Raw genomic sequence first — 22,679 nt, forward strand, 5'->3', positions numbered from 1 at the left:
GAACCCTTGCTCCCGTGATCGACGGTGGTGGTGCGCGGGGGTGGTGGACGGCCGGGCTCAGCGCGGGGCGAGCTCCCACAGGCACGAGTCCAGCGGCACGTTGGGCGACACCAGGGGCCCGGTCCTGGAGACGACGCGGAGGCCGGCGGCGTCGGCCAGATCGGCCCACTCCCGGTCGGTACGGACCCTCCCGCCCAGGAAGACGAGCATGCGCATGTCGAGGACGCTGAAGTACAGGTCCGAGGTCCGCGTTCCGCCGGGGGCAGCCTCGGCCCGCTCCAGGAGGACGATCCGGCCACCCGGCCGCAGGGCGTCACGGCAGCGTCCCAGGATCCGCAGCGCGTCGCCGTCCGACCAGTTGAGGAGCACGAACGACAGCACGACGACATCGGCGGACACCGGCAGCTCGTCGAAGAAGTCGCCGCCGACGACGTCGATACGGCCGTCCGCTCCGGCCGCCGCGACGCGCTCGCGCGCTCTCCCCGCCGCTCCCGGCAGGTCGAGCAGAGTGCCGCGCGCCTCGGGCGCGGCCCGCAGGATCGCGCTGAGGAGGCCGCCGGGCGCGCCGCCGACGTCGAGCACGTGCCGGGCCCGGCTCCAGTCGTACGCGGCGACGGGCGCGGCGAAGGCCGCGTCCTCCCGTACCGCCATCAGCGCCTCGAAGGACGCGCCGAGCTCTTCGTCCTCGGACAGGTCCGTCCAGAACGGCCTGCCGTAGCGCTTCTCGTACTGCGGCCGCCCGGTGCGGACCGCCTCGCGCAGGTCGAGGAACGTGAGGTCGGCGCGCCCGACGGCCTGGTCCAGGTCGAGCCAGGAGCGCTGCCGCGACGGATGGTCGTCGGCGAGCAGGTCACCGAGGGGGGTCGGTGCGTACCGACCCGGCCCGGTCTCCTCCAGCACCCCCGTGGCCGCCAGGTGCCGCATCAGCCGCGCCAGCGCGTCCGCGTCCGCTCCGGTCGCCTCGGCGAGGGCCTCGGGCCCGTCGGCGCCCGCGCGCAGGTGGTCGACGAGGCGCAGGGTCGCCGCGACCCGCAGGGCCATGGGGGTCACCAGGTCGGACATCCGCACCAGGGTGTCGACGGGTCGTTCGCTCCCGTGTCCCGCGTCGGCCGCGTTCTTCGTACCGGTCACGGCGCGTCGCCCTCCCGGTCGGTGCCGAGTGCGTGGGCGCTCAGGTGGTCGACGGCGTCGGCGTAGGTGAACGGCTGCATGAACCAGCCCGCGCGGACGTCGCGGTAGTGGCGGGACAGCGGGTGGTCCGTGGTGAACGAGGCCCCGCCCACCAGGGTCATGCAGTCCTCGACGATGGCCGCCGCGGTGCGGTTGACGATGAGCTTCGCGTACTGGAAGGGGGCCATCATCAGCCGGCCGCGTTCGTGGGGGTCGGCCGCCGCCCGGTGCGCGTGGTGGTCGGCGTTGTCCAGTGCCGCCGCGAGGGCCGTGCGCAGCCCGTACAGCTTCACGTCGAGCTCGGCCACCAGGGTGCGGACCGCGGCCGCCGGCCGGCCGCCGCGCCGGGTGACGTCCGCGACGGCGGCGTCGCGCGCCGCCTGCGCGATCCCGGCGTACACCCCGAGCAGACCGATCGAGCTGACGGTCTGGCCCGCCATGGCGGCGTCGTTGCGCACACCGGCCGGGCCGCGCAGGAAGACGTCGGCCGCGGGAACCGGACAGTCCTCGAAGAGGACCTCGGTACTGGCGGAGGCGCGCATGCCCATGCCGTTCCAGTGGTCCGGGGCCTTCAGTCCGGGGGTGTCGGTGGGGAGGAAGGCGGAGGCGAGGAGCGGCGGGCCGGACACGGGGCGGGTCCGCGCGGCGACGACGACGTGGGTGGCGAAGGGGGCCATGCTGACCAGGATCTTGCGGCCCGTCAGCCGCCAGCCGCCGTCCTGCGCGGGCACCAGCTCGGTGGTGACTCCGGCGTCCTTGAGGGCGCCGCTGATCAGCGCCCCTCCCGTGCCCATCAGGCGCAGCAGCCGCTCGGCCAGGGCGGGTCCGGTCCCGGTGCCGTGCTCGCGTTCGTAGGACATGGTGATCCCGCGGCTGAACTGCATGTGCAGGGAGAGCGCGACGGACGCGTCGGCCTCGGCGATCCGCTTCACGGCGAGGCACACGTCGTGGACGCTGCTCACGCCCAGTCCGCCGAACTCGCGCGGTACGGTCGCGCCGAGTACGCCGTCGGCGCCCATGCGGTGGACGGCGTCCAGGGGGAATGTGCCGTCGCGGTCGTGCTCCGTCGCACCGGCCGCCAGGCGCGGCAGGTGTCTTCCCAGCACCTCCAGCAGCGCGCGGCCCTCGGGTGTGCGGGGCTCGGTGAGGTCCCCCGGCCCGGCCGCGGCCGTGCCAGTGGCGTGATCCGTCATGACGTTTCCGTCCTTTCCCTTCGGAGGGGGTCCGCTGGGCGCGATGCCGCCAGGTACCGGTCGATCGCGGACCGGTGGTATCCCGGCCCGAATCCCAGCCGGTCGACCTCGGGCACCAGCCGCCGCAGCTTGAGTACGGAGGGGCAGTGCTCGATGCTGTCGTCGCTGATCTGCCAGTGGGCCTCGGTGCCGAGCCGCTGTTCGAGGTACCGCACGACGTCGGCCACCTCCACGCAGTCCCCGGAGGCGACGTTCACGGTCTCGTCGCACACCCCGGTGCGGAGCAGGGCGTCCACGACGGTGGTGAAGTCCGCGACGTGGACCATGTCCCGGCGGGCCCCGCGCTGGACGCGCACCCGGCCGGCGAGCACCTGGGTGATGAGCGCCGCGAGGAGGCGGAAGCCGGGTTCGTCGGGGCCCGTCACATAGCCGAGGCGCAGGATGAGGTGGCGTACCCCGGAGGCCCTGACCAGCCGTTCGAGGTCCAGTTTGTGCTGGCCGTAGCGGGTGGAGGCGACGTGCGGGCCGTCCTCGTCCCCCGTACCGCCCGGGCCGCCGTACATGCTGACGGTGGAGAAGAACACGAGCATCCGGTCGCGCCGCAGGCACCGCCGGACCGTGTCCTCGACGAGCGCGGTCTCGCGCCGGTGCTCCGCGTCGGACAGCGGGTGGGTGGGCACGCCCGCGGCCAGCACGGTCGCTCCGGGGTGCTCGGCCGAGAGCGGCGCGAGGTGTCGTGCGAGGAACCCGTTCCCGATGATCTCCATCTGACAAGGCAGCCCTTCGACTCGCTGGGGCACCGACCCTCCCAGCGGGATGTCGAGGGACGCTCGAAAGGTCTCGGACGGCGGACCGAGGCCCGCCCCGGGCGCCCGTTCACCAGGGCTCCGCGTGCCTTCAAGGACTCCGGTGGAGGGTGGCACCACCACCCATCCCTCTCATGAGGCGAGGAGTCCCCATGCGCGTACTGTTCGTCAACTCCCCAGGTCTGGGCCACATCTTCCCCTGTGTGCCCCTGGCGCACGCGCTGATCGCGGCGGGCCACGACGTGCTGTACGCCCAGGGCGGCGACGTCGGCGCCGTGGCCGCCGCGGGCGTCCACGTCGTCGACGTGACCCCCGGGCTGGACTACGCGACGGTGTTCCGGCCCGAGGAGATCGACTTCAGCGTCGACGGCGGGGACGAGTTCGTCGCCGCGCTGTTCGCCAGGGTCTCGGGGGTCACCGTGGACCGGGTGGTGGAGGTCGCCCGGGCCTGGTCCCCCGACCTGGTCGTCCACTCACCACTCCAGGGGGCGGGCCCGCTGGTGGCGCGTGCGGTCGGCGTGCCCGCCGTGTCGGTGGTCACCGGTCCGGCCGACAGCGCCCCGCTGATCGCCGACCTGATGCGCGACCACATGAAGGAGCACTACGTGCGGCACGGCGTCACTCCGGCGCCGGCGCCCGGTCTGCGGCTCAACTCCATACCGCCGAGCCTGCTGGCGCTGCTTCCGGAACGGGTGCGCGCGGACGACGACGTACCGGTCCGGTACGTGCCCTTCAACGGCAACGGTGAGCTGCCCGGCTGGCTCCTGGAGCCGCCGAAGCGACCGCGGATCGCCGTCACACTCGGGTCGATCGCCGGTCTGTGGGGCGGCCTCGCCGTGCTGGCGCCGCTCGTCGCCGCGGCGGGGGACGCCGACGCGGAGTTCGTCGTCACCCTGGGCGGCGGCGACCCGTCGCTCCTGGGGGAACTGCCGCCCAACGTACGGACCGTGGACTGGCTGTCCCTCGGGCCCCTGCTGAGAACCTGCCGCGCTCTGATCCACCACGGCGGTTCGGGCACCTCGGCGGTCGCGATGGCCGCGGGCGTGCCCCAGTGCGTGATGCCGCTCAGCCCGGACCAGAAGGACAACGAGCGCGCCGTCGTCGAGCGGGGTATCGCGATCGGGGCCTCGGCCGAGACGATCGGCGCGGCGGAGTTCCGGGCCCTGCTGCACGACGAGGGGCTGCGGACGGCCGCCGCCGAGGTGCGCGACGAGGCGGCGGCGATGCCGTCCCCCGCCGCGCTCGTCGGGCGCCTGGAGTCCCTGGTGTGAGGCCTCCGGCCGGGCGGGTCGCGGGCGCCGTGGCGCGTCAGCGGCCCGGCGGCCGGACGGACATCGCGTGGCGGAACACGTTCGCCGGGTCCCAGCGCGCCTTGACCTGCTGGAGCCTGGGGTAGTTGTCCCGGTAGTAGAAGGTGTGCCACGGGACCCCGGAGGTGTTCCAGCGGGGGTCGGCGAGGTCGGCGTCGGGGTAGTTGATGTAGGCCCCGCCGTTGGCCGCGTCCGGTACGGGGACGCCGCCGGTGTCCGCGTAGACGTCCCGGTACAGGTCGCGGACCCAGGCCAGTTGCGCGTCTCCGGGGACGCCGGGCCACCAGGAGGTCTCGTACGAGGCGCTGAAGAGGGAGTCGCGGTGCGGGATCGCCGTCGCGGACGCCGGGACCGTGTTGATCGCGCCGCCGAGGGTGGAGAGGTACACGGCGGAGGCCTGGTGCTCGCCCCCGGTCGCGGTCAGGTAGCGGTGCAGGGTCCGGATCTGCGCCTCCGACCAGGCGGTGCGCAGCAGCGCCCCCTTGGACTTGAAGGGGTACCTGCCGCCCGCGTAGGGGTCCGCGGTCAGCGCGGACTTCATCCACAGCGCGGTCGACTCCTCGCTCTCGTGGCGCACCCCGGTGCCGGCTGTGACCGCCGCCGCGTACTCGGCGAGGAGCTTCGTGCCGTGCGCGAGGGAGCCGTCCACGTTGGCCACGAGCGTGAACCGGCCGTTGGCCTGGTGGTTGAGGATGAGCCAGCTGCTGAGCGGCGCGTAGCGGGAGCCGGTGCCGGACTCCTTCTCGTGCCAGGTGCCGTGGTTGCGCAGGATCCGTACGAACGCCGCCTCGGTCATGTCCGCCCAGGACCAGCTGAGGGTGAGGGAGCGTATCGTCGCCGGGGGCTTGGGCAGCAGGGTCGTGGGGTCGCCCGGACGTACGCCGGGCGAGCGCATCAGGTAGCGGGTGACGATGCCGAAGTTCCCGCCGCCTCCGCCCGTGTGGGCCCACCAGAGGTCGCGGTGGGGATCGCCGGACTCACGGGTGGCGAGCACCGTGCGCGCCCGGCCGCCGCGGTCGGCGACGACCACCTCGACGCCGTACAGGTGGTCCGCGACGAAGCCGTGGTGGCGCGAGAGCCCTCCGTACCCGCCGCCCACGATGTGGCCGCCGGCGCCGACGGCGGGGCAGGCGCCCGCCGGTATCGTCACGCCCCAGCCCAGGTAGAGGGTGCGGTACACCTCGCCGAGTGTGGCGCCGGACTCGATGGCGAAGGCCTGGTGCCGGGGGTCGTAGTAGACGGCCTTCATCTCGGAGACGTCGATGACGACCTGGACGGCCGGGTCGTCGACGAAGTCCTCGAAGCAGTGGCCGCCACTGCGTACGGCGATCCGCTTGCCCGTGCGCAGGGCGTCGTCCACGGCGGCGACCACGTGGTCGGCGCGGTGGACGATGCGTACGGACTCCGGCCGGCCGGAAAAGCGCCCGTTGTAGCCTCGGGCGACCAGCTCCTCGTACCGGGGGTCGGCCGGGCCGATGACCTTGGCGGGGGGCGGCGGAAAGCCGCCGCCGCCCCTGGTGTCCGCCGCCGCCGCACCCGTACCGGCCCCCGCGAATGCCGCGGCACCGCCGGCCGCCACGCTGCCCGCGATGAACCCGCGGCGCGATACGTCCTTCATCGCCACTCCCCCATTTTCCGTTGCGCTCACTCGGTCTGTTCAGGTCGTCAGTGCCCTACGGGGCGCACCGGCCGTACGGTCGGCGCCGCCGCGCCGCGCCGGTTCGCCTCGGCGAGCTGTTCCAGGACGGGTACGACGCCGCTCGGCGCGGGCATGCTCCCGGACTCCTGGCGCAGCCGGGCGGCGGCGCGGGCGTAGGAGGGATCGTCCAGGAGCCGCCCGAGGAGCCCGCGCAGCAGGGCGGCGTCGGCCCGTTCCGGTTCGGCGACCCGGATACCGGCTCCCTGCTCCTCCAGCAGGCGGGCCTTGTGGTCGGTGTCCCACACCCCGTCGGGCAGGATCAGCTGCGGCACGCCGGAGCTCAGCGCGGTGTTGAAGGTGCCCGCACCGCCGTGGTGGATCACCGCGGAGCAGCTGGGGAGCAGGGCCTCCAGCGGAACGAAGTCCACGACGCGGACGTTGTCCGGCACCCGGGTGACGGACGCGAGCTGGGCCTTGTTCAAGGTGGCCACCACCTCGACGTCCGCCGCGGCCAGGGCCGCGAGTACTTCCCCGAGCGGCACCCGGTCGGCTCCGAGCAGTTCGCGGTGCGAGACGCCGAGTGTCAGGCAGATCCGCTTGCGGCGCGGCGGCTCGCGCAGCCAGTCCGGGAGGACCGCGCTGCCGTTGTGGGTCACGAGCCGCACCGGTATGCGGTCCGGCCAGCCGGGGAAGCGCAGGGAGGGCGGCAGCGGGTCGATGGTGCGCTGCCCGACGACGAGGTCCTCGGTGAACTGCCCGCCGTACCGTCGCATGGTCCAGCCCAGCCACTCCTCCATCGGGTCCTCCCGCTGCCCGGGGGGCAGCCGGCGGACCGCGTCGAGGTAGGAGCGGCGCATCCGGCCGATGAGGTCGAGGCCGAACAGCAGCCGGACGTGGGCGGCGCCGCAGGCCCGGGCGGCGACGGGGCCGGCGAAGGTGAGCGGGTCCCAGACCACCAGGTCCGGCCGCCACCACCGGGCGTGGCGCACCAGGTCGTCCACCATCGCCGGCGCGGAGTACTGCTGGAAGACCTGGGTGGCCATGGCGGTGAAGACCCCGTGCATGTACGCGTACGACAGTTTCTCCGGACGGATCTCGGTCATGTCCGTCCAGTACGCGAACCGCTCGGCGACCGCCCGGTAGTCCTCGGCGGCCCCGGACTCCTCCCAGGCCCCCGGCTCGTCGTGCTGTTCGTACGACTCCATCTGCGCCGCCTGGTCGAGCGCCGCGCCGACCGGTACGGCGGTCAGGCCGGCGCCCGTGATGTCGTCGGCGAGATCGGGCTGGGCGGCCATGTGGACCTCGTGGCCGGCGGCCCGCAGCGCCCACGCCAGCGGGACCTGGGCGAACAGGTGGGACTTCGCGGTGTGTGTGGTGAACAGGACCCGCATGGGGCACCTCCCTCGGACGGCGTGGCGGGAGCGGGCGCGTGCTCACAGCACGCGGACCTCCGGGACGTAGAGGATCCACTTGCCGCCCGAGGCGCGGAACCGCTGCTCCTTGGCGATGATCTCCTCGGCGTGGTTCCAGGCGAACAGCACGGCGTAGTCGGGGTACGGGTTCTCGAAGGCCTCCCGCGACCGCACCGGGATGTGCGAGCCCGGCGTCAATCGCCCCTGCTTGTTCGGGGTGGTGTCGGAGATGAACGAGATGAGGTCGGGCCCGATGCCGCAGTAGTTGGCCACCGTCGCGCTCTTGGCCGTGGCGCCGTACCCGACGACCGTGCGGCCCTCGTCCCGCAGGGTGCGGAGCAGCGCGACGAGCTCGTCCCGGGCCCGCTCCACCCGGCTCACGAACTCCTGGAGGGTCGCGAGGTCCGACAGCCCGCGCCGCCGCTCCTCCTCCAGCAGTTCGGCGACCGCGGGCGAGGGGGTGCGCCGTCCCGCGCGGGCGATGGTGTAGCGGACCTCGCCGCCGTGCACGGGCAGCCGTTCCACGTCGACGAGTTCGAAGCCGAACCGGTCGACCATGGCGCTCACGGAGGACGCGGAGAAGAAGTAGTAGTGCTCGTCGTAGATCTGGTCGAAGGAGGCCAGGTCGACGATGTCGGCGAGGTAGGGGTCCTCGAAGACGAACACCCCGTCCGGTGCGAGCAGCGCGTCCACTCCGCGGAAGATCGAGTCGAGGTAGGGGATGTGGCAGATCGTGTTGGCCGCGAAGATGACCTGCGCGTGCCCCTCCGCCTTGCGGATGTCGGCCGCGGTGGACTCCTGGAAGAACTCGGTGGCCACCCGGATGCCCTGGCGCCGCGCGATGTCGGCCACGCTCTGCGACGGCTCGACGCCGAGGTGCCGGACGCCCGCCTCGGCCAGGACGCGCAGCATGACGCCGTCGTTGCAGCCCAGTTCGACCAGGAAGGCGTCCTTGCCGGTGAGCTCGGTGTCCAGGAAGTGCTGCGCGGTCGCCTCGAAGTGCCCGCGCATGACGGAGGACCCGGACGACAGGTAGGGGTAGTGGCTGTTGAACATCAGATGGCGCGGTACTTCCTCGGCGAGCTGGACCATCGCGCACTCACCGCACACGCCGACGGCGAGCCGGAAGAAGAACTCGTCGCCGAGGTACTCGGGCTCAAGGAGCCCGCTGGAGAGCGGTTGCTGTCCGAAGTCCATGAACTCGTGCAGGCGACCGCCGCAGATTCGACAACTGGGCACGGTGGATGTCCTCTTCCTTGAGTAGCGGATGGGCGAAGTGGCGGGCGTCATGGCGTGCGGGGGCGGATGCGTCCGGCCCGGGGGCTCACAGCCCTCCCGGCCAGTCGCCGTCGCCGCGCAGCAGGGCCCGGGCCAGGTTCTGGTAGAAGGCCACGACGCCCGGTTCCTTGGGGCTGAGGTGGCCGCGCGCCGCGAAGCGGGACCCGACCGCGCGCTGGACGGCCTCCAGTCCCTGCCGGTCCTCGCTGTTGATCATGGCCGCGTAGGACTCGGCCTGCAGGCGCATCTCGTCCGGGTCGGCGCCCTCCAGCGCCGCGCGCGGCACCAGGATCCCGCCGCGGACCAGCGTCCGGTCGATCGTCTGCGGGATGAGGCTGAGCCAGATGACCATCTCCCCCGCCGCGGCCAGGCTCGCCGCGGGGAAGACGAAGATCCCGTACAGGTGGGCCTTCTCCTCGTCGGTCAGCGGCAGGGTGCGGGTCTCCTGCGGCTCGGTGAACGGCACGAGCAGGCGCAGCGCCCAGGGGGAGTCGACCCGTACGTCCGTGTCGGACCCGCCGGGCGTCGAGGGCTGGAGGGTCTGCGGGTGGAAGCCCATCACGTGGTAGTTCTCGTGGGCGTTCTCCACGGCGACCTTCCAGTTGCAGGCCCATTCCTCGCTCCAGGACCCGAGCTGGACCATGCCGTCGAGCCGGTAGTTGGCCAGGTCGCGGGAGATCCGGGCCAGTGCGGGGGCGAGGGGCGCCGCGGCCGCGTCGAGGTTCACGTACACGAGGCCGTGCCACTCCTCGACCGCGAAGGGGGGCAGCCGGCAGCTCCCGGGGTCGAAGTCGGGGTTGCCGCGCATGTGGGTCGCCCCGATGAGCCGGCCGTCGAGCCCGTACCTCCACAGGTGGTACGGGCAGGTGAAGGAGGTGGCCCGGCCGGCGGAACCGGGCTCGACGAGGGGCATCATCCGGTGCCGGCAGATCGGCGACATCCCGTGCAGCGCGCCGTCCGCGTCGCGGGTGACCACCACCTGCTCGCCCGCGATGTCGACCGACACGTAGCTGTTCGGCTCGGCGAGTTCGTCGCGGTGGGCGATGAGCACCCAGGAGCGCCCGAAGACGCGGGTGCGTTCCAGCTCGTACAGTTCGGGGGAGGTGAACGCGCGCGGCGGCAGGCTGAGCCGGGGGGCGTGGTCCAGGTAGCGGCGCAGTTCCGCCAGGAGTGCGGCGGCCTCGCCGGACGCCGGCGGACCGGCCTCGCCCGCGCCGCCGGCGGCGCTGCCGTGACCGGTGCGCGCCGTGCCCGGGTGCTCCTCGCCGGCGGTCCGGCCTGTGCTCACGCCTGTGCTCACGGTGGGGCTCCAACCTGTGCCGCGGGTACGTGGTGCCCCACCCTGGCAGGGCGGATTCGAACCCTGCTCGACAGCGCGGCCGGTGGCCCGGCAGGCCCCCGGGGCCCCGCGCGTCCAGCCGGTCTCCGGCGTTCCTCTAGGACCCGGTCCGACGATCGGGGCTTCCCGGACCCACGTCCCCCGCCAGGTGCGCAACGAATGAGGTCGCCGTGTACGGAGCCGAACTCGCCGAGATCTACGAGCTGATCCACCGCAGCCGCGGCAAGGACTACCTCAAGGAGGCGGCCGAGGTGGAGCGCCAGGTGCGCCTGCGCAAACCGGAGGCCGCCACCCTGCTCGACGTGGCCTGCGGTACCGGGGCGCACCTGCGCCGCTTCGACGAGCTGTTCGACGAGGTGGCCGGGTTGGAGCTGTCCGAGCCGATGGCCCGGTTCGCGCGGGCGGCGCTGCCGCACGTCCCCGTCCACGTGGGCGACATGCGTGACTTCGACCTGGGCCGCACGTACGACGTCATCACGTGCATGTTCGGCTCGATCGGCTATCTGCTGACGGAGGCCGCCCTGACCGACACGCTGCGCCGGTTCGCACGGCACCTGACACCCGGCGGGGTACTGGCCGTCGACCCGTGGTGGTTCCCCGAGACGTACCGGCACGGCCATGTCGCCGGCAGCACGGCGACCGTCGGGGATCGGACCGTGTCCCGGGTGTCGCACTCCGTCCGGGAGGGGGCCGCGTCCCGCATGGAGGTGCACTACCTGGTCGCCGACGCCGCGTCGGGTGTGCGGCACTTCCACGAGACGCACCTGATCGGGCTGTTCTCGCGGGAGCAGTACGAGGCGGCGTTCAGGGCCGCCGGCTTCGGCGTCGCGTACATCCCCGTCGAGCCCGCCGGCCGCGGCCTCTTCGTCGGCGTCCCGTCCGCCGGCTGACCGGCGGACGGGGCCGCGGCCGCGCTCAGGGCCTGCGGGCCAGCTGCTCGTTGGCCTCGTCGAGGAACTCGTGCAGCGTCTTGATCCGGGTCTCCGCGTCCGGCATGGCGATCGAGTACTTCCGCTCGACCTGGCTGATCGCCTCCAGCAGCGCGAGGGAGTCGTACCCGAGGGCTTTCAGCTCGACGTCACCGACGTCCGCGCCGTCCAGGTCCACTTCCTCGGCCTCGCCGGCGCACTCCCGGAAGATCTCGACCAGGTCCGGCAGGGTCAGTTCACTCATCACGCGTACCTCTCTGCTTGTGGGGAAGGATGCGCTCGCCGCCGAGCGGTGGGGACGGCCGGTCCATCAGTCCGCCGCCTCCCACATGTCGCGCAGGGAGTCGCGGAGGCCGATGACCGGGCGCCAGCCCAGCACGCGTTCCGCGTACCGGATGTCGGCCTTGGTCCAGCCGCCGCCCTTGCTCTCCACCGCCCCGCCCGTCTCCTCGACCGTGCCGGGCGGGAAGCCGGCCACCTCGACCAGGGTCGTGACCAGCTCGCGCATGGTGGGGGTCTCACCGCGGCCGATGTTGAACACCGTGCCGGGGGCCGCCGCGTCGGCGGCCCTCAGGACCGCCGACGCGACATCGCGTACGTCGATGTAGTCGCGTGCGGCGTCCGCGATCATCAGTTGCAGCCGCTCCCCCGGCGCGACGCCGCGCAGCCGGTGCAGCACGGTGCCGAGGAAGCTCGCCTGCGACGGGTGGGGCCCGCACACATTGACCGCGCGCAGGACGACCCCGTCGACGTCCCCGGCGCGGGCCGCCTCCAGCACGGCCGTCGACCCGGCCAGTTTCGTACGGGCGTACGGGGTGCTCGGATCCGGTGCCACCGACTCGTCGATGCTGGTGCCGGGCGGTACGAAGCCGTACTCGTGGATGCTGCCGACCTGGACGAACCGGGGGCGCTTCGGCAGCGCCGCGACAGCGGCGAGCGCGCGGTCCACGAGCGTCACATGGGCCTGGTGCATGGCCTCCTCGGTCACCGCCCATCCGCCCGTGGCGTTGACCACGACCCCCACGTCGTGCGAGGCGAGGAGTTCGGTGATCTCTCCGGGGGCCGCCGACGCGAGGTCCAACGGGACGAAGGGGAGGCCGGCGGCGTGCGGGGCGGGCCGCCGGGCCACGCCCAGCACCTCGTGTCCCGCACGCGCGAACGCCGCGCTCACCTGTCGCCCGATACTGCCGGTCGCGCCCAGCACGGCGACCGTGCCGGTGCGGCGCGCGTCACGCGAGGTCTGCACCGCGTCCACCCCTCCTCGCTGTCCCGGCCGTCCTGGCTGTCCTCGATCGCCGCGGCCGCCGCCCGGCGCCGGTGTCACGGCTGCCGGTCGTCACGGGTGACCCGGCGTGCGCGCACCTTCAGTTCGCCGTCCACCCGCACCAGCACGTCGTCGCACACGCACATCAGATGCAGCCGGGGGCTGCCGCCCCGGGGCGTGGCGATGATCTGCGCGTACGAACGGACGGCCAGCTCGCCGTCCTCCCCCGGCCGGACCGCGACCATGCTGAGCAGGTGCCGGTGCACCTCGCCGGCCTTCGCCAGGGACGCGGCGGCCTCGGCGACCCCCGCGGCCAGCGCGGCCCGGCCGACGACGGGTTCGGGCAGCGAGGGCGGCGCGAACGATCCGTCCTCGGTGAAGGTCAGCGCCCAGCCCTCGCCGTCCCCGGCGTCCAGCAGGTGCATGTGGTGGGCGTAGAACTGCTGCACTTCGGCGTAGAGGGACTCGACCGACGACGAGGTTCCCATCGGCATGGCCACCGCGTCCTCCTCACATTGGTGCCGTTCGGGCGGGTCCGAACGGGCGGCACCCGCGAACGATTCCCGACGCCCTTCGACATCGGCTCGAACGCGACGGGCCGGACCCGAGCGAGACTTGAGCGCTTCTCCGTCCGCCCGGAGCACGATCTGGCCCGTCAGCGCGAGCGGTTCGGTACGGAGGAGGCCCGGGTGCGGTTGATCGACCTGTCATCGGCGGTGGACGCGGCGGCCTACGAACCGGACCCCGTGGTGCACGAGGTACTGACCCCTCGCGAGGGCGCGGAGCACATGAGCGCGGAGATGCGGACGCACTTCGGCCTCGACTTCGACCCGGACGAGCTGCCCGACGGGGAGTTCCTCTCCCTCGACCGGATCACGCTGACCTCGCACACCGGCACGCACGTCGACGCCCCGTCGCACTACGGCTCCCGGGCCGGGTACGGGGACGGCGTGCCGAAGCACATCGACCGGATGCCGCTGGAGTGGTTCTGCAACCCGGGAATCGTGCTCGACCTCACCGACGCGCCGACCGGCGCCGTCGGCGCGGAGCGGCTGGAGAAGGAGTTCGAGCGGATCGGCCGCACCCCGGCCCCGATGGACATCGTCCTGCTGCGCACCGGCGCCTCGGCGCGGGCGGGCACCCCGTCGTACTTCACCGAGTTCGCGGGGCTGGACGGGCCGGCCGTGCGCCTGCTGCTGGACCTGGGGGTGCGGGTGATCGGGACGGACGCGTTCAGCCTGGACGCCCCGTTCACCGACATCATCGAGCGGTACCGGCGCACGGGTGACCGCTCGGTGCTGTGGCCGGCCCATTTCGCGGGCCGGGACCGGGAGTACTGCCAGATCGAGCGGCTGGCGAACCTCGACGCCCTGCCCGCGCCGTACGGGTTCACCGTCGTGTGCTTCCCCGTGAAGATCGCGGGCGCGGGCGCGGGCTGGACACGGGCGGTCGCCATGGTCGACGAGTGACCGGGCCCCCTTCGACCGACACCGACAGGAGTGCAGATGTACGGACAGGAGCTGGCGGAGGTCTACGAGATCTTCTACCGCAGCCGGGGCAAGAACTGGCCGTCGGAGGCCGCCTACGTCACGGACCTGGTGCGGTCGCGGTGCCCGGGAGCGGACTCCCTGCTCGACGTGGCGTGCGGCACGGGGGCCCACCTGGAGACCTTCGAGACACTGTTCGAGCACACCGAGGGCCTGGAGATCGCCGAACCCATGCGGGAGCTGGCACACCAGCGGCTCCCGGAGGTGACGGTGCACCCCGGCGACATGCGCGCCTTCGACCTCGGACGGACCTTCGACGCGGTCGTGTGCATGTTCTGCGCCATCGGCTACCTGGGCACCGTGTCCGACATGAGGGACGCGGTGCGGTCGATGGCCCGGCACCTGCGCCCCGGCGGTGTGCTCGTCATCGAGCCCTGGTGGTTCCCCGAGGACCACGTCGAGGGCTACGTCGCGGGTGACCTCGGGCGGGAGAACGGCCGTACGGTGGCCCGCATCTCGCACTCGACCCGCCAGGGCCGCGCGACCCGCATGGAGGTGCGGTTCCTGGTCGGCGACCGCGACGGCATCAGAGAGTTCTCCGAGGTCGACGTCCTGACCCTCTTCACCAAGGACGAGTACCTCGCCGCGTTCACCGACGCGGGGTGCACCGTCGAGTTCCTCCCCGGCGACCCGACCGGCCGCGGTCTGTTCATCGGTGTACGGCAGTAGGACCCCAGCCAGGCGTACCGGAGACGAGCGGAGACACGACTCAGCCATGACCACTTACGTATGGGACTACCTGCGCGAGTACGAGAACGAGCGCGACGACATCCACGACGCCGTCGAGACCGTGCTGCGGTCCGGCCGCCTCGTGCTCGGCGCCAGCGGACGCGGCTTCGAGGAGGAGTTCGCCGCCTACCACGGCATCGGGCACGCGGTGGGCGTCGACAACGGCACCAACGCGATCAAGCTGGGGCTCCAGGCGCTCGGAGTGGGTCCCGGCGACGAGGTGATCACCGTCTCGAACACCGCGGCGCCCACCGTGGTGGCCATCGACTCCGTGGGGGCGACGCCCGTCTTCGTCGACGTCCACCCGGACACGTACCTCATGGACGTCGAGCAGGTGGCCGCCGCCATCACCCCGCGCACCACGTGCCTGCTCCCGGTACACCTGTACGGGCAGTGCGTCGACATGACGGCGCTGCGGGCCGTGGCGGACGAGCACGGCCTCCTGGTCTTCGAGGACTGCGCGCAGGCCCACGGCGCCCGCCGCGAGGGCCGGCTCGCCGGTACGTGGGGCGCCGCGGCGGGGTTCTCCTTCTACCCCACCAAGGTGCTCGGCGCCTACGGCGACGGCGGCGCCGTCATCACCCCGGACCCGGGGGTGGACGCCGCCCTGCGGCGGCTGCGGTACTACGGCATGGAGGAGCGGTACTACGTCGTCCAGACCCCGGGGCACAACAGCCGCCTGGACGAGCTGCACGCGGAGATCCTGCGCCGCAAGCTGCGCCGACTCGACACGTACGTCGAGGGCCGGCGCGCGGTGGCGCGCAGGTACGCCGAGGGACTCGCCGGCACCCCCCTGGTGCTGCCGTCGGTCGCACCGGGCAACGACCACGTCTACTACGTGTACGTCGTGCGCCACCCGCGGCGCGACGACATCATCGAGGCGCTGAAGAGCTACGACATCGAGCTGAACGTCAGCTACCCGTGGCCGGTCCACACCATGACGGGCTTCTCCCACCTCGGCTACGCCAAGGGGTCGCTGCCGGTCACCGAGGCCGCGGCCGGCGAGATCTTCTCGCTGCCCATGTACCCCTCGCTGGACCCCGCCGTGCAGGACAAGGTGATCGGCGCGCTCCACGACGTCCTGGGGGCGCTGTGAGTCCTGTCCCCACGGGGCGGGACGGCGCCGGGGGCCGCCGGGTCCGCATGGGCGTGCTCGGCTGCGCGGACATCGCGTTGCGCCGGATGCTCCCGGCCATCGCCGCGGCCGATACGGCCGAGCTGGTCGCGGTGGCCAGCCGGGACGCCGGGAAGGCGGAGCGGGCCGCGGCCCGGTTCGGGTGCGCCGGGGTCCGGGGCTACCGGGCCCTGCTGGAGCGGGACGACATCGACGCGGTGTACGTCCCCCTCCCGCCCGCGCTGCACTTCGAGCTGGTGGCCGAGGCCCTGGAGGCGGGCAAGCACGTGCTGTGCGAGAAGCCGCTGTGCACGACCCACGCGGAGGCCGCCGAGCTGATGGGGATGGCGCGGCGGCACCGGCGGATCCTCGCCGAGAACTTCATGTTCCTGCACCACTCCCAGCACGCCGGGGTCCGACAGCTCATCGACGCGGGCGCCATCGGCGAACTGGAGGTGCTGTCCGGCTCGTTCGGCGTACCGCCGCTGGATCCCGCGGGATTCCGGTACGCCCCCTCGCTCGGCGGCGGCGCGCTGCTGGACGTCGGCGTGTACCCGCTGCGGGCGGCGCAGATGTACCTGAACGGCGAGCCGGAGGTGCTGGCCGCCACCCTGCGGGTGGATGCCGCGACCGGGGTGGACGTGGCGGGTACGGTCCTGCTGTGCGCCCCCGACGGCGTGGCGGCGCAGCTCGACTTCGGTTTCCGGCACTCGTACCGCTCGCGCTACGCGCTGTGGGGCCGCGAGGGCCGGATCTCGGTGGAGCGGGCGTACACCCCGCCGGAGCAGTTGAAGCCGGTGGTCCGGCTCCAGCAGCAGGACCGGCTGACCGAGCTCGCGATGCCCGCGGACGACCAGGTGCGCAATGCGCTGGCCGCGTTCACCGGCGCTGTCCTCTGCGGCGGGGACGGCCCGGTCGGCGAAGCCGCGTCGCTCCTGCAGGCGCGGCTGGTCGAGGACGTCCGCAAGGCGGCCCGGGTCGTCACCGGCTGAACGGCCCCGCACGCCGCGGCGCACCGGCACGCGCCCTCACCCCGGTATGCCGCGGGGCCGGGCGCCGGCCGGCGCCGCGGGCCGCGCCGCCGGTGCCGTGGACGGTGCGGAGCCGTCCTGCAATACCCTGCGGGGAGCGTTCACGCCCTTGATCGTCCCGCTCCGAGAGGCCCGCCGCCCATGCGCGCACCCACGAGACCTTCCGCACCCGGCCGCGGAGCACTTCCGGATGCGGCGGCGCGCGGCCGCGTCCGCACCGATCGTGAGGACGCGTGATGTCCGGCTCCGCCGCGGGAGCCCCCGCGCGGCCGGCCCGCCGCTACGGGCGCCGCACCCTGCTGCCGCCCGTCGCCGCGTGGGTGGCCGCCAACCTCTTCACCTGGCTGATCGCGAAGCTGTCCGTGACCGGCGACGGGTCCAAGGTGGCCTTCTGGTCCACCGGAGGCCGCCAGCGCTGGGACTCCGGCCACTACCTCTCCATCGCCAAGACCGGCTACGAGATGTTCTGGTGCCGGGAGCGCTACGAGAACTTCCCCGACGTCATGTGCGGGAACGTCGCCTGGTTCCCCGGGTACCCCATGTCGGTCCGGGCGGTGTCCGCCACCGGGCTCTCCTACGAGATATCGGCTGTCGTCGTCACCGAACTCTGCCTGCTGGGCATGTTCGCGGTCCTGTGGTGGCTGCTCGGCTCGCGGCTCACGTGGGCGACGGGCCTCACCCTCGCCGTGGGCACGGTGTTCCCCGGCGGGATCTACTTCCATGCCACGTTCCCGATCGCCATGGGGACGCTGGCGCTGCTCGTCTGCGTCGTCGGGGTGAAGCGGGGCTCCTGGGCCCTGGCCGCCGCCGGCGGTTTCGTGGCGGCCTCCTGCCACCTCGTCGGGGCCGTCGCCGTCGGCATGCTGCTGCTGAGCGCGTTCTTCGCGTGGCAGGGGGACCCGCGGCCCAAGCGGTTCCTCAAGGCGGGCGCGTCGGCGGCCCTCGCCGGCTGCGGCGTGCTCTGGGCCAAGTGGCAGATGTGGCAGGGGACCGGCCGCTGGGACGCGTACGAGACCATCCAGGAGTCCAGTTACAAACAGGGCGACCTGCGTCAGCCGTTCGAAGAGATGGGCAAGGCCTACCAGTTCCCCTTCAGCGACTGGTACAAGCCCAAGGGCGACATGTCGTGGCTGGTGGAGCACGCTCTCGCCGCGCACCGGACCCAGCTCTGGCTGAACATCGCGTTCATCCTGCTGGTCCTGGTGACGGCCGCGTTCCTGCTCGTGCGCGACCGCCGGCTCGAAGTCGAGGAGTGGGCCGCGCTGCTGCTGACGGTGGCCGTCTTCCTGCTGCCGTTCTTCGCCGGTGCGCAGATGTCGTGGTACCGCAACCACGCGCAGATGTTCGTCGGGCTGATCCTGGTCGGGCGGATGCCCCGATGGGTCCAGGTACCACTGCTGGCCGCGTGCGCGGTGCAGTTCGCCCTCCTGGGGGCGATGTTCTTCGCCGGAGTGCTGGTGTAGCCGCGGGTCACTGCTTCTCCTCCTCCGTGTCCCGGGCGACGAAGTACGTGGGCCGGCCCTGGACGGCGGTGTAGATGCGGGCCACGTACTCCCCGAGCATGCCCACGCAGAACAGCTGGACGGCGCCGAAGAACAGCACCGTGATCATCAGGGAGGTCCAGCCGGGCAGGGTGTTCCCGGTGATGTGGACGGTGAGCGCCCAGACGAAGAACGCCAGGCAGACGAGGAGGCTGAGAGCGCCGATCGCCGTCGCCAGACGCAGCGGGAGGGCCGAGAAGCTGGTGACGCTGTCCAGCGCCAGCAGGACCATCTTGTGCAGGGGGTACTTGGTGGCGCCGGCCGCCCGCTCCTCGCGCTGGTAGGCGATGCGGCCGCTGCGGAAGCCGAGCGAGGGGATGAGCAGGCGGTAGATCTGCCCCTGGTCGGGCAGGGTCTTCAAGGTCTCCACGACGGACCGGGAGAGCAGCCGGAAGTCGCCCGCCTGGGCCGGGACGAAGGAGCCGGCCAGCCGGCGCATGAGCCAGTAGTAGGCGCCCGCCGTGCGGCGCTTGAAGCCCGTGTCGGTGGAGCGGTCGGCGCGGACGCCGTACACGATGTCCAGACCGTCCGCCCGGGCCAGGGCGAGCATGTCGGGGATGAGCTCCGGCGGGTCCTGGAGGTCCGCGTCGATGCTGACCACATGGGCGCCGCGGGCGCGGTGCAGGCCCGCGGTGAGGGCGGCCTGGTGGCCGCTGTTGCGCCGGAGGGTCACGACGCGCAGCTCGGGCCAGGCGGAGCGTACGCCCTCCAGCAGTTCGGGAGTCCGGTCCGTCGACCCGTCGTCGACGGCGAGGACCTCGTACGGTTCGCCGCATCCGTCCAGGATCGGCCGGAGCCGCGCCACCAGGACGGACAGGACCTCCTCCTCGTTGAAGACGGGCACCACGATCGACAGCGCGACCGTTCCCCTCCACGTGTCATACACAGCACTCATGATGGGGGAACGGCCGGGAGCGGGCAGGGAGGCGGGCCGGACGAAGCCGGCCCGTCCCCGTTCGGTCAGGTGTTCAGGAGGCGGTTGAAGAAGGACCGGTAGCGCTGCAGCGCCAGCCGCAGGTCCTCGGTCGCGACCTGCTCACCCTGGCTCCACTGGCCCTCCAGCCCCTGCTTGTGGTCGGAGAAGGTGCGGGCGAGGGTCTGCATCACCTCGGCGACGAGGGCGTCCGCGGACCTCACCGCGTCCTGCGGGTCGTCGACGAAGCGGCCCTGGATCTCGCTCCAGCTCTTGCGGTAGTCGGCGGTGTCCTGGGCGCCGAGCAGCGGCTCGTCGGTGCTGCGGTCCGCGCCGGTCGGTCCTGTGTCCGCCATGCGGTCCCCCGGGCTCTCGTCCCCGCGCCCGCCGATCTCGTTCCCGTCCTCGTCGGTGGCCGTCTCCCAGGTGGCCTCCCCCGGGTACACGGGCGGTGTGCGGCCGCCGGTCGTCCCGTCGCCGAATTCCGAGGCGCCCGTACCCGTGTCCGTGCCCGTGTCCGTACCGGCGCCCGTGGCCGGGGTCGGGTTGGCGATGTCCTCCGTCGTGATGCCGGCCTCGCCGGCCCGCTCGTCGTCGCTTCCGTGGTTGCGCATCTCAACGGCTCCTCTGGTCACTCAGCAGGTCGTCGAACAGAGCGCGGTAGTGCACCATCGCTCCGCGGAGTTCCTCGGTGGTCGTGCGGTGGTCGGCGGTGCGCACCTTGACGTCGTGGGCGGCCCGGTAGTGCTCCAGGGTGCGGCCGTGCTCGACCGAGAGGTCGCGCAGCGCGCCGTCGTAGTCGTCCGTGGGGTAGCCGCGCTCGCGCATCAGGCGCGACACCAGTTCGTCGGCCTCCTGCACGGAGCCCTCCGGCCGGTCCACGAAATGCTCCTGGACCACGCTCCACTCGCCGGCGTACAGGTCGCGCCGTTCGGGGGGCAGCTCCTTGATCTCCAGCTTGTCGTGCCGTTCCTCGCGGGCGCGCAGCTCGCGCTCGGCGGCCCTGCGGCCGCCCTCCGCCTCGACCGTGCGGTCGTACTCGGGTCCGAACCTGTCCTGCAGGTGCCGTCGGCGCGTGGACATCCACAGTGCGACAGCGAGCGCGATCACTACGACCGCTGCGACAACGATGAGGACGACGAGCGTACTGGTTGACATGGCTGGCCTCCATCCCGGGGCCTCGTCGGATACGTTCACGCGTCTGCGCCGCGCCTACCCGGCCGGGCACGGCTCAAGCGGCGGGCCCGGCACCGATGTGCCGGTCCGCGGGGCGCGGGTGGTCCGGCACCGGTCGGAGCCGCCGGTCTCCCGCGGACACGCGTCTGCCCCCGTACGGCGGCGGTCAGACGTCGAGGGCCGCCAGCACGCGGTCGGGCGTCAGGGGCAGGCTGCGCAGACGCCGTCCCGTGGCGTGGCACACGGCGTTGCCGATCGCGGCCGCCGTCCCGACGATCCCGATCTCCCCGATGCCCTTGCTGCCCATGGGGTTGAGGTGCTTGTCGTGCTCGTCGATCCAGTGGGCCTCGATGTCGGGCACGTCCGCGTTCACCGGTACGTGGTAGGCGGCCAGGTCGCTCTCCGTGAAGTCCCCGTGGACCGGGTCGACGGTGCTCTGCTCGGTCAGCGCCATGCCGAGGCCCATCACCATGGCGCCGACGAACTGGGACCGGGCCGTCACCGGGTTGAGGATGCGGCCGGCGGCGAACACGCCGAGCAGGCGGCGGACGCGGACCTCCCCGGTGACCGTGTCGACCTGGACGTCGGCGAAGTGGGCGCCGAACGCGTGGCGGGCGTACGGCGACTTCTGCGCTGTCGACTGGGCGGTGTCCGCGGACGCGGACAGTCCCGCGGCGGGGATCGGGCCGTGGTGGCGGGCGAGGCGCGCGACCAGCGCGTCGCAGGCGTCGTGCACCGCCCAGCCCCAGGAGGCGGTGCCGCTCGAACCGCCCGCGAGGGCGGCCGGCGGCAGCCCGGTGTGGCCGACGGCCACGGTCACGGCCCCCAGCGGGACCTGGAGCGTGTCGGCCGCGACCTGGGCGAGGACGGTGCGCGCCCCGGTCCCGATGTCGGTGGCGCCGACCTCGACCACGTAGGTGCCGTCGGGCCGGGCGTGGGCGCGGGCGGTGGAGGGGGCCACGAGGTACGGGTACGTGGCCGCGGCCACCCCCGTCCCGCACAGCAGCGGTCCGTCCCGGCGCGGCGTGCGCAGCGAGGCCCAGCCGAAGCGGTCGGCGCCCTCGCGCAGGCACTCCACGAGGTGGCGGCTGCTGAAGGGGCGGCCGCTGTCGGGTTCCTCGGCGGGTTCGTTGCGGACGCGCAGCTCGACCGGGTCGAGGCCGAGGGCGTCGGCCAGTTCGTCCATGGCGGATTCGAGCGCGTACATGCCGGGGGCCTCCCCCGGGGCGCGCATCCAGGAGGGTGTGGGCACGTCCAGGGCGACGGCCCGGTGGGTGGTACGGGTGTCGGCGACGGCGTACATGACGCGGCCGGGTACAGCGGCCTGCTCGACGAACTCCCTGACCCGGGAGGTGTGGGTGGTGACCTCGTGGGTGAGCGCCGTGAGGGTGCCGTCCGGGCGGGCGCCGAGGCGGACGCGGTGGAGGGTGGGAGCGCGGTGCCCGACCGCGGCGGGCAGCTGGCGCCGGGGCAGGGCGCAGGTGACCGGGCGGCCCGAGTGCCGTGCGGCCATCGCGGCCAGGACCACGTGCGGGCGCGGTGTGCCCTTGGAGCCGAAGCCCCCGCCCACGTGCTCGGAGACCACCGTGATCCGCTCCTCGGGGAGGTCGAGGAGGGAGGCCAACGCGGAGCGGACCGGCCCGGCTCCCTGGCTGGAGTCGTGCACGGTGAGGTGGCCCCGCCCGGCGTCCCACTCGGCGGTGGCCGCGTGCGGCTCCATGGGGTGGTTGTGGAGCGGCGGCACCGTGTACGAGCAGTCCACCCGCACGGGCGCGGCGGCGAAGGCGGCGTCCGGGTCGCCCTGTTCCCGGTGCGCGGGGTGTCCGCCGTTGGCCTCCTCGGGGGTGTAGGCGCCGGGGTGGTCGGTGCGCAGGCCGGTGTCGTGCTCCTCGGTTGCGTAGCTGACCCGCACCTCGGCGGCGCCGGCCCGGGCGGCTTCCGGGGACTCCGCGATCACCAGTGCCACGTACCAGCCGCGGTGCGGTACCGCGGTGTCCTGGAGCACCTGGAGCGTGGGGTCGTCGGAGGGTCCGAGCCGGGGCGCGTTGTAGGGGGTGAGGACGTCGAGCACGCCGGGGAGCGCGAGGGCCGCCTGGGCGTCCACGGCGGTGACGCGGCCGCGGGCGACGGTGGCGGGCACGGGCCGGGCGTGGACCCGGCCGGGCGGAGCGTGGTCGGCCGCGTACCGTGCGACGCCCGTGACCTTCTCCGGCCCCTCCGCCCGGTCGGCGGGGGTACCGAGTGCCGCGTACCGCATGGGTGTGCTCCTCGTGGTGGTGTCGGCGCCG

Annotated in this window: 21 protein-coding genes; 7 read left to right on the top strand and 14 right to left on the bottom strand. The window is 73.1% G+C overall.

The features are described from left to right. Positions 1 to 57 precede the first annotated feature (57 nt). Genes ACFWUQ_RS14990 through ACFWUQ_RS15000 form a run of 3 tightly spaced genes read right to left on the bottom strand, consistent with a single transcriptional unit; the run spans position 58 to position 3,130 of the window. Entirely contained in the window at positions 58 to 1,131 is a 1,074-nt protein-coding gene (locus ACFWUQ_RS14990) for a methyltransferase (protein WP_384537800.1), read from the bottom strand. Next, complete coding sequence (locus tag ACFWUQ_RS14995) at positions 1,128 to 2,363, bottom strand: acyl-CoA dehydrogenase family protein (protein WP_384537803.1); 1,236 nt, start codon at positions 2,361 to 2,363, stop codon at positions 1,128 to 1,130. Before ACFWUQ_RS14995 ends, ACFWUQ_RS14990 begins: the two co-directional genes overlap by 4 nt. Further along, a complete protein-coding gene (locus ACFWUQ_RS15000; RefSeq protein ID WP_384537806.1) occupies positions 2,360 to 3,130 on the bottom strand; it encodes an NAD-dependent epimerase/dehydratase family protein in 771 nt (256 codons plus the stop codon). The genes ACFWUQ_RS14995 and ACFWUQ_RS15000 overlap by 4 nt, the downstream gene beginning before the upstream one ends. Positions 3,131 to 3,321: 191 nt before the next feature. Here ACFWUQ_RS15000 and ACFWUQ_RS15005 point away from each other — a divergent pair, with 191 nt between their 5' ends. Next, positions 3,322 to 4,440 carry a nucleotide disphospho-sugar-binding domain-containing protein gene (locus tag ACFWUQ_RS15005; RefSeq protein WP_384537807.1) on the top strand — a complete coding sequence of 373 codons (1,119 nt, stop codon included), beginning with the start codon at positions 3,322 to 3,324 and terminating at the stop codon, positions 4,438 to 4,440. Between the two features lie 37 nt (positions 4,441 to 4,477). Here the strand turns inward: ACFWUQ_RS15005 and ACFWUQ_RS15010 are convergent, their stop codons facing one another. The 4 genes from ACFWUQ_RS15010 to ACFWUQ_RS15025 all read right to left on the bottom strand — a co-directional run bounded on the left by ACFWUQ_RS15010 (position 4,478) and on the right by ACFWUQ_RS15025 (position 10,096). Further along, on the bottom strand, positions 4,478 to 6,097 hold the full coding sequence (locus ACFWUQ_RS15010; protein ID WP_384537810.1) for an FAD-binding oxidoreductase: 1,620 nt from the start codon (positions 6,095 to 6,097) through the stop codon (positions 4,478 to 4,480). 47 nt (positions 6,098 to 6,144) lie between these two features. Continuing rightward, the gene (locus ACFWUQ_RS15015) at positions 6,145 to 7,509 is read right to left on the bottom strand and encodes an activator-dependent family glycosyltransferase (RefSeq protein WP_384537813.1); all 1,365 of its coding nucleotides are present in this window, start codon (positions 7,507 to 7,509) and stop codon (positions 6,145 to 6,147) included. Between the two features lie 42 nt (positions 7,510 to 7,551). Next, positions 7,552 to 8,769 (bottom strand): methyltransferase domain-containing protein, encoded by a 1,218-nt coding sequence (locus ACFWUQ_RS15020; RefSeq protein WP_384537815.1) that lies wholly within the window; start codon positions 8,767 to 8,769, stop codon positions 7,552 to 7,554. An 85-nt stretch (positions 8,770 to 8,854) separates the two neighbouring features. Next, positions 8,855 to 10,096 carry an aromatic ring-hydroxylating dioxygenase subunit alpha gene (locus tag ACFWUQ_RS15025; protein ID WP_384537817.1) on the bottom strand — a complete coding sequence of 414 codons (1,242 nt, stop codon included), beginning with the start codon at positions 10,094 to 10,096 and terminating at the stop codon, positions 8,855 to 8,857. A 221-nt stretch (positions 10,097 to 10,317) separates the two neighbouring features. Here ACFWUQ_RS15025 and ACFWUQ_RS15030 point away from each other — a divergent pair, with 221 nt between their 5' ends. Next, positions 10,318 to 11,037 (top strand): class I SAM-dependent methyltransferase, encoded by a 720-nt coding sequence (locus ACFWUQ_RS15030; RefSeq protein ID WP_384537819.1) that lies wholly within the window; start codon positions 10,318 to 10,320, stop codon positions 11,035 to 11,037. 25 nt (positions 11,038 to 11,062) lie between these two features. Here the strand turns inward: ACFWUQ_RS15030 and ACFWUQ_RS15035 are convergent, their stop codons facing one another. The 3 genes from ACFWUQ_RS15035 to ACFWUQ_RS15045 form a co-directional block, all read right to left on the bottom strand. Then, complete coding sequence (locus tag ACFWUQ_RS15035; RefSeq protein ID WP_384537821.1) at positions 11,063 to 11,320, bottom strand: acyl carrier protein; 258 nt, start codon at positions 11,318 to 11,320, stop codon at positions 11,063 to 11,065. A 66-nt stretch (positions 11,321 to 11,386) separates the two neighbouring features. Further along, positions 11,387 to 12,322: an NAD-dependent epimerase/dehydratase family protein gene (locus ACFWUQ_RS15040; RefSeq protein ID WP_384537823.1), complete on the bottom strand. Its 936-nt coding sequence runs from the start codon at positions 12,320 to 12,322 to the stop codon at positions 11,387 to 11,389. A gap of 74 nt (positions 12,323 to 12,396) precedes the next feature. Next, positions 12,397 to 12,834 carry a nuclear transport factor 2 family protein gene (locus ACFWUQ_RS15045; protein WP_384537892.1) on the bottom strand — a complete coding sequence of 146 codons (438 nt, stop codon included), beginning with the start codon at positions 12,832 to 12,834 and terminating at the stop codon, positions 12,397 to 12,399. A 195-nt stretch (positions 12,835 to 13,029) separates the two neighbouring features. On the opposite strand from ACFWUQ_RS15045, the gene ACFWUQ_RS15050 reads away from it, so the two are divergent. The 5 genes from ACFWUQ_RS15050 (at position 13,030) to ACFWUQ_RS15070 (ending at position 18,224) form a co-directional block, all read left to right on the top strand. After that, on the top strand, positions 13,030 to 13,809 hold the full coding sequence (locus ACFWUQ_RS15050) for a cyclase family protein (RefSeq protein WP_384537895.1): 780 nt from the start codon (positions 13,030 to 13,032) through the stop codon (positions 13,807 to 13,809). Positions 13,810 to 13,845: 36 nt separating this feature from the next. Then, positions 13,846 to 14,556 carry a class I SAM-dependent methyltransferase gene (locus tag ACFWUQ_RS15055; RefSeq protein ID WP_384537826.1) on the top strand — a complete coding sequence of 237 codons (711 nt, stop codon included), beginning with the start codon at positions 13,846 to 13,848 and terminating at the stop codon, positions 14,554 to 14,556. A gap of 46 nt (positions 14,557 to 14,602) precedes the next feature. After that, positions 14,603 to 15,712 carry a DegT/DnrJ/EryC1/StrS family aminotransferase gene (locus ACFWUQ_RS15060; protein ID WP_384537829.1) on the top strand — a complete coding sequence of 370 codons (1,110 nt, stop codon included), beginning with the start codon at positions 14,603 to 14,605 and terminating at the stop codon, positions 15,710 to 15,712. Between the two features lie 47 nt (positions 15,713 to 15,759). Then, positions 15,760 to 16,722, top strand: a complete 963-nt coding sequence (locus ACFWUQ_RS15065; RefSeq protein ID WP_384537896.1) for a Gfo/Idh/MocA family protein — start codon at positions 15,760 to 15,762, stop codon at positions 16,720 to 16,722. A 275-nt stretch (positions 16,723 to 16,997) separates the two neighbouring features. Beyond that, the gene (locus tag ACFWUQ_RS15070; protein ID WP_384537831.1) at positions 16,998 to 18,224 is read left to right on the top strand and encodes a hypothetical protein; all 1,227 of its coding nucleotides are present in this window, start codon (positions 16,998 to 17,000) and stop codon (positions 18,222 to 18,224) included. Positions 18,225 to 18,231: 7 nt separating this feature from the next. On the opposite strand, the gene ACFWUQ_RS15075 is transcribed toward ACFWUQ_RS15070, so the two are convergent. The 4 genes from ACFWUQ_RS15075 to ACFWUQ_RS15090 all read right to left on the bottom strand — a co-directional run bounded on the left by ACFWUQ_RS15075 (position 18,232) and on the right by ACFWUQ_RS15090 (position 22,648). After that, positions 18,232 to 19,197, bottom strand: a complete 966-nt coding sequence (locus ACFWUQ_RS15075; RefSeq protein WP_384537834.1) for a glycosyltransferase family 2 protein — start codon at positions 19,195 to 19,197, stop codon at positions 18,232 to 18,234. A 65-nt stretch (positions 19,198 to 19,262) separates the two neighbouring features. Continuing rightward, complete coding sequence (locus ACFWUQ_RS15080; RefSeq protein WP_384537837.1) at positions 19,263 to 19,829, bottom strand: hypothetical protein; 567 nt, start codon at positions 19,827 to 19,829, stop codon at positions 19,263 to 19,265. A gap of 1 nt (position 19,830) precedes the next feature. Then, a complete protein-coding gene (locus ACFWUQ_RS15085; RefSeq protein ID WP_384537839.1) occupies positions 19,831 to 20,373 on the bottom strand; it encodes a hypothetical protein in 543 nt (180 codons plus the stop codon). A gap of 184 nt (positions 20,374 to 20,557) precedes the next feature. Next, positions 20,558 to 22,648, bottom strand: a complete 2,091-nt coding sequence (locus ACFWUQ_RS15090) for a xanthine dehydrogenase family protein molybdopterin-binding subunit (RefSeq protein WP_384537841.1) — start codon at positions 22,646 to 22,648, stop codon at positions 20,558 to 20,560. Positions 22,649 to 22,679: the final 31 nt, after the last annotated feature.

This window comes from Streptomyces sp. NPDC058662, from assembly GCF_042716255.1.
In the GTDB taxonomy this organism is placed as follows: Bacteria; Actinomycetota; Actinomycetes; order Streptomycetales; family Streptomycetaceae; genus Streptomyces.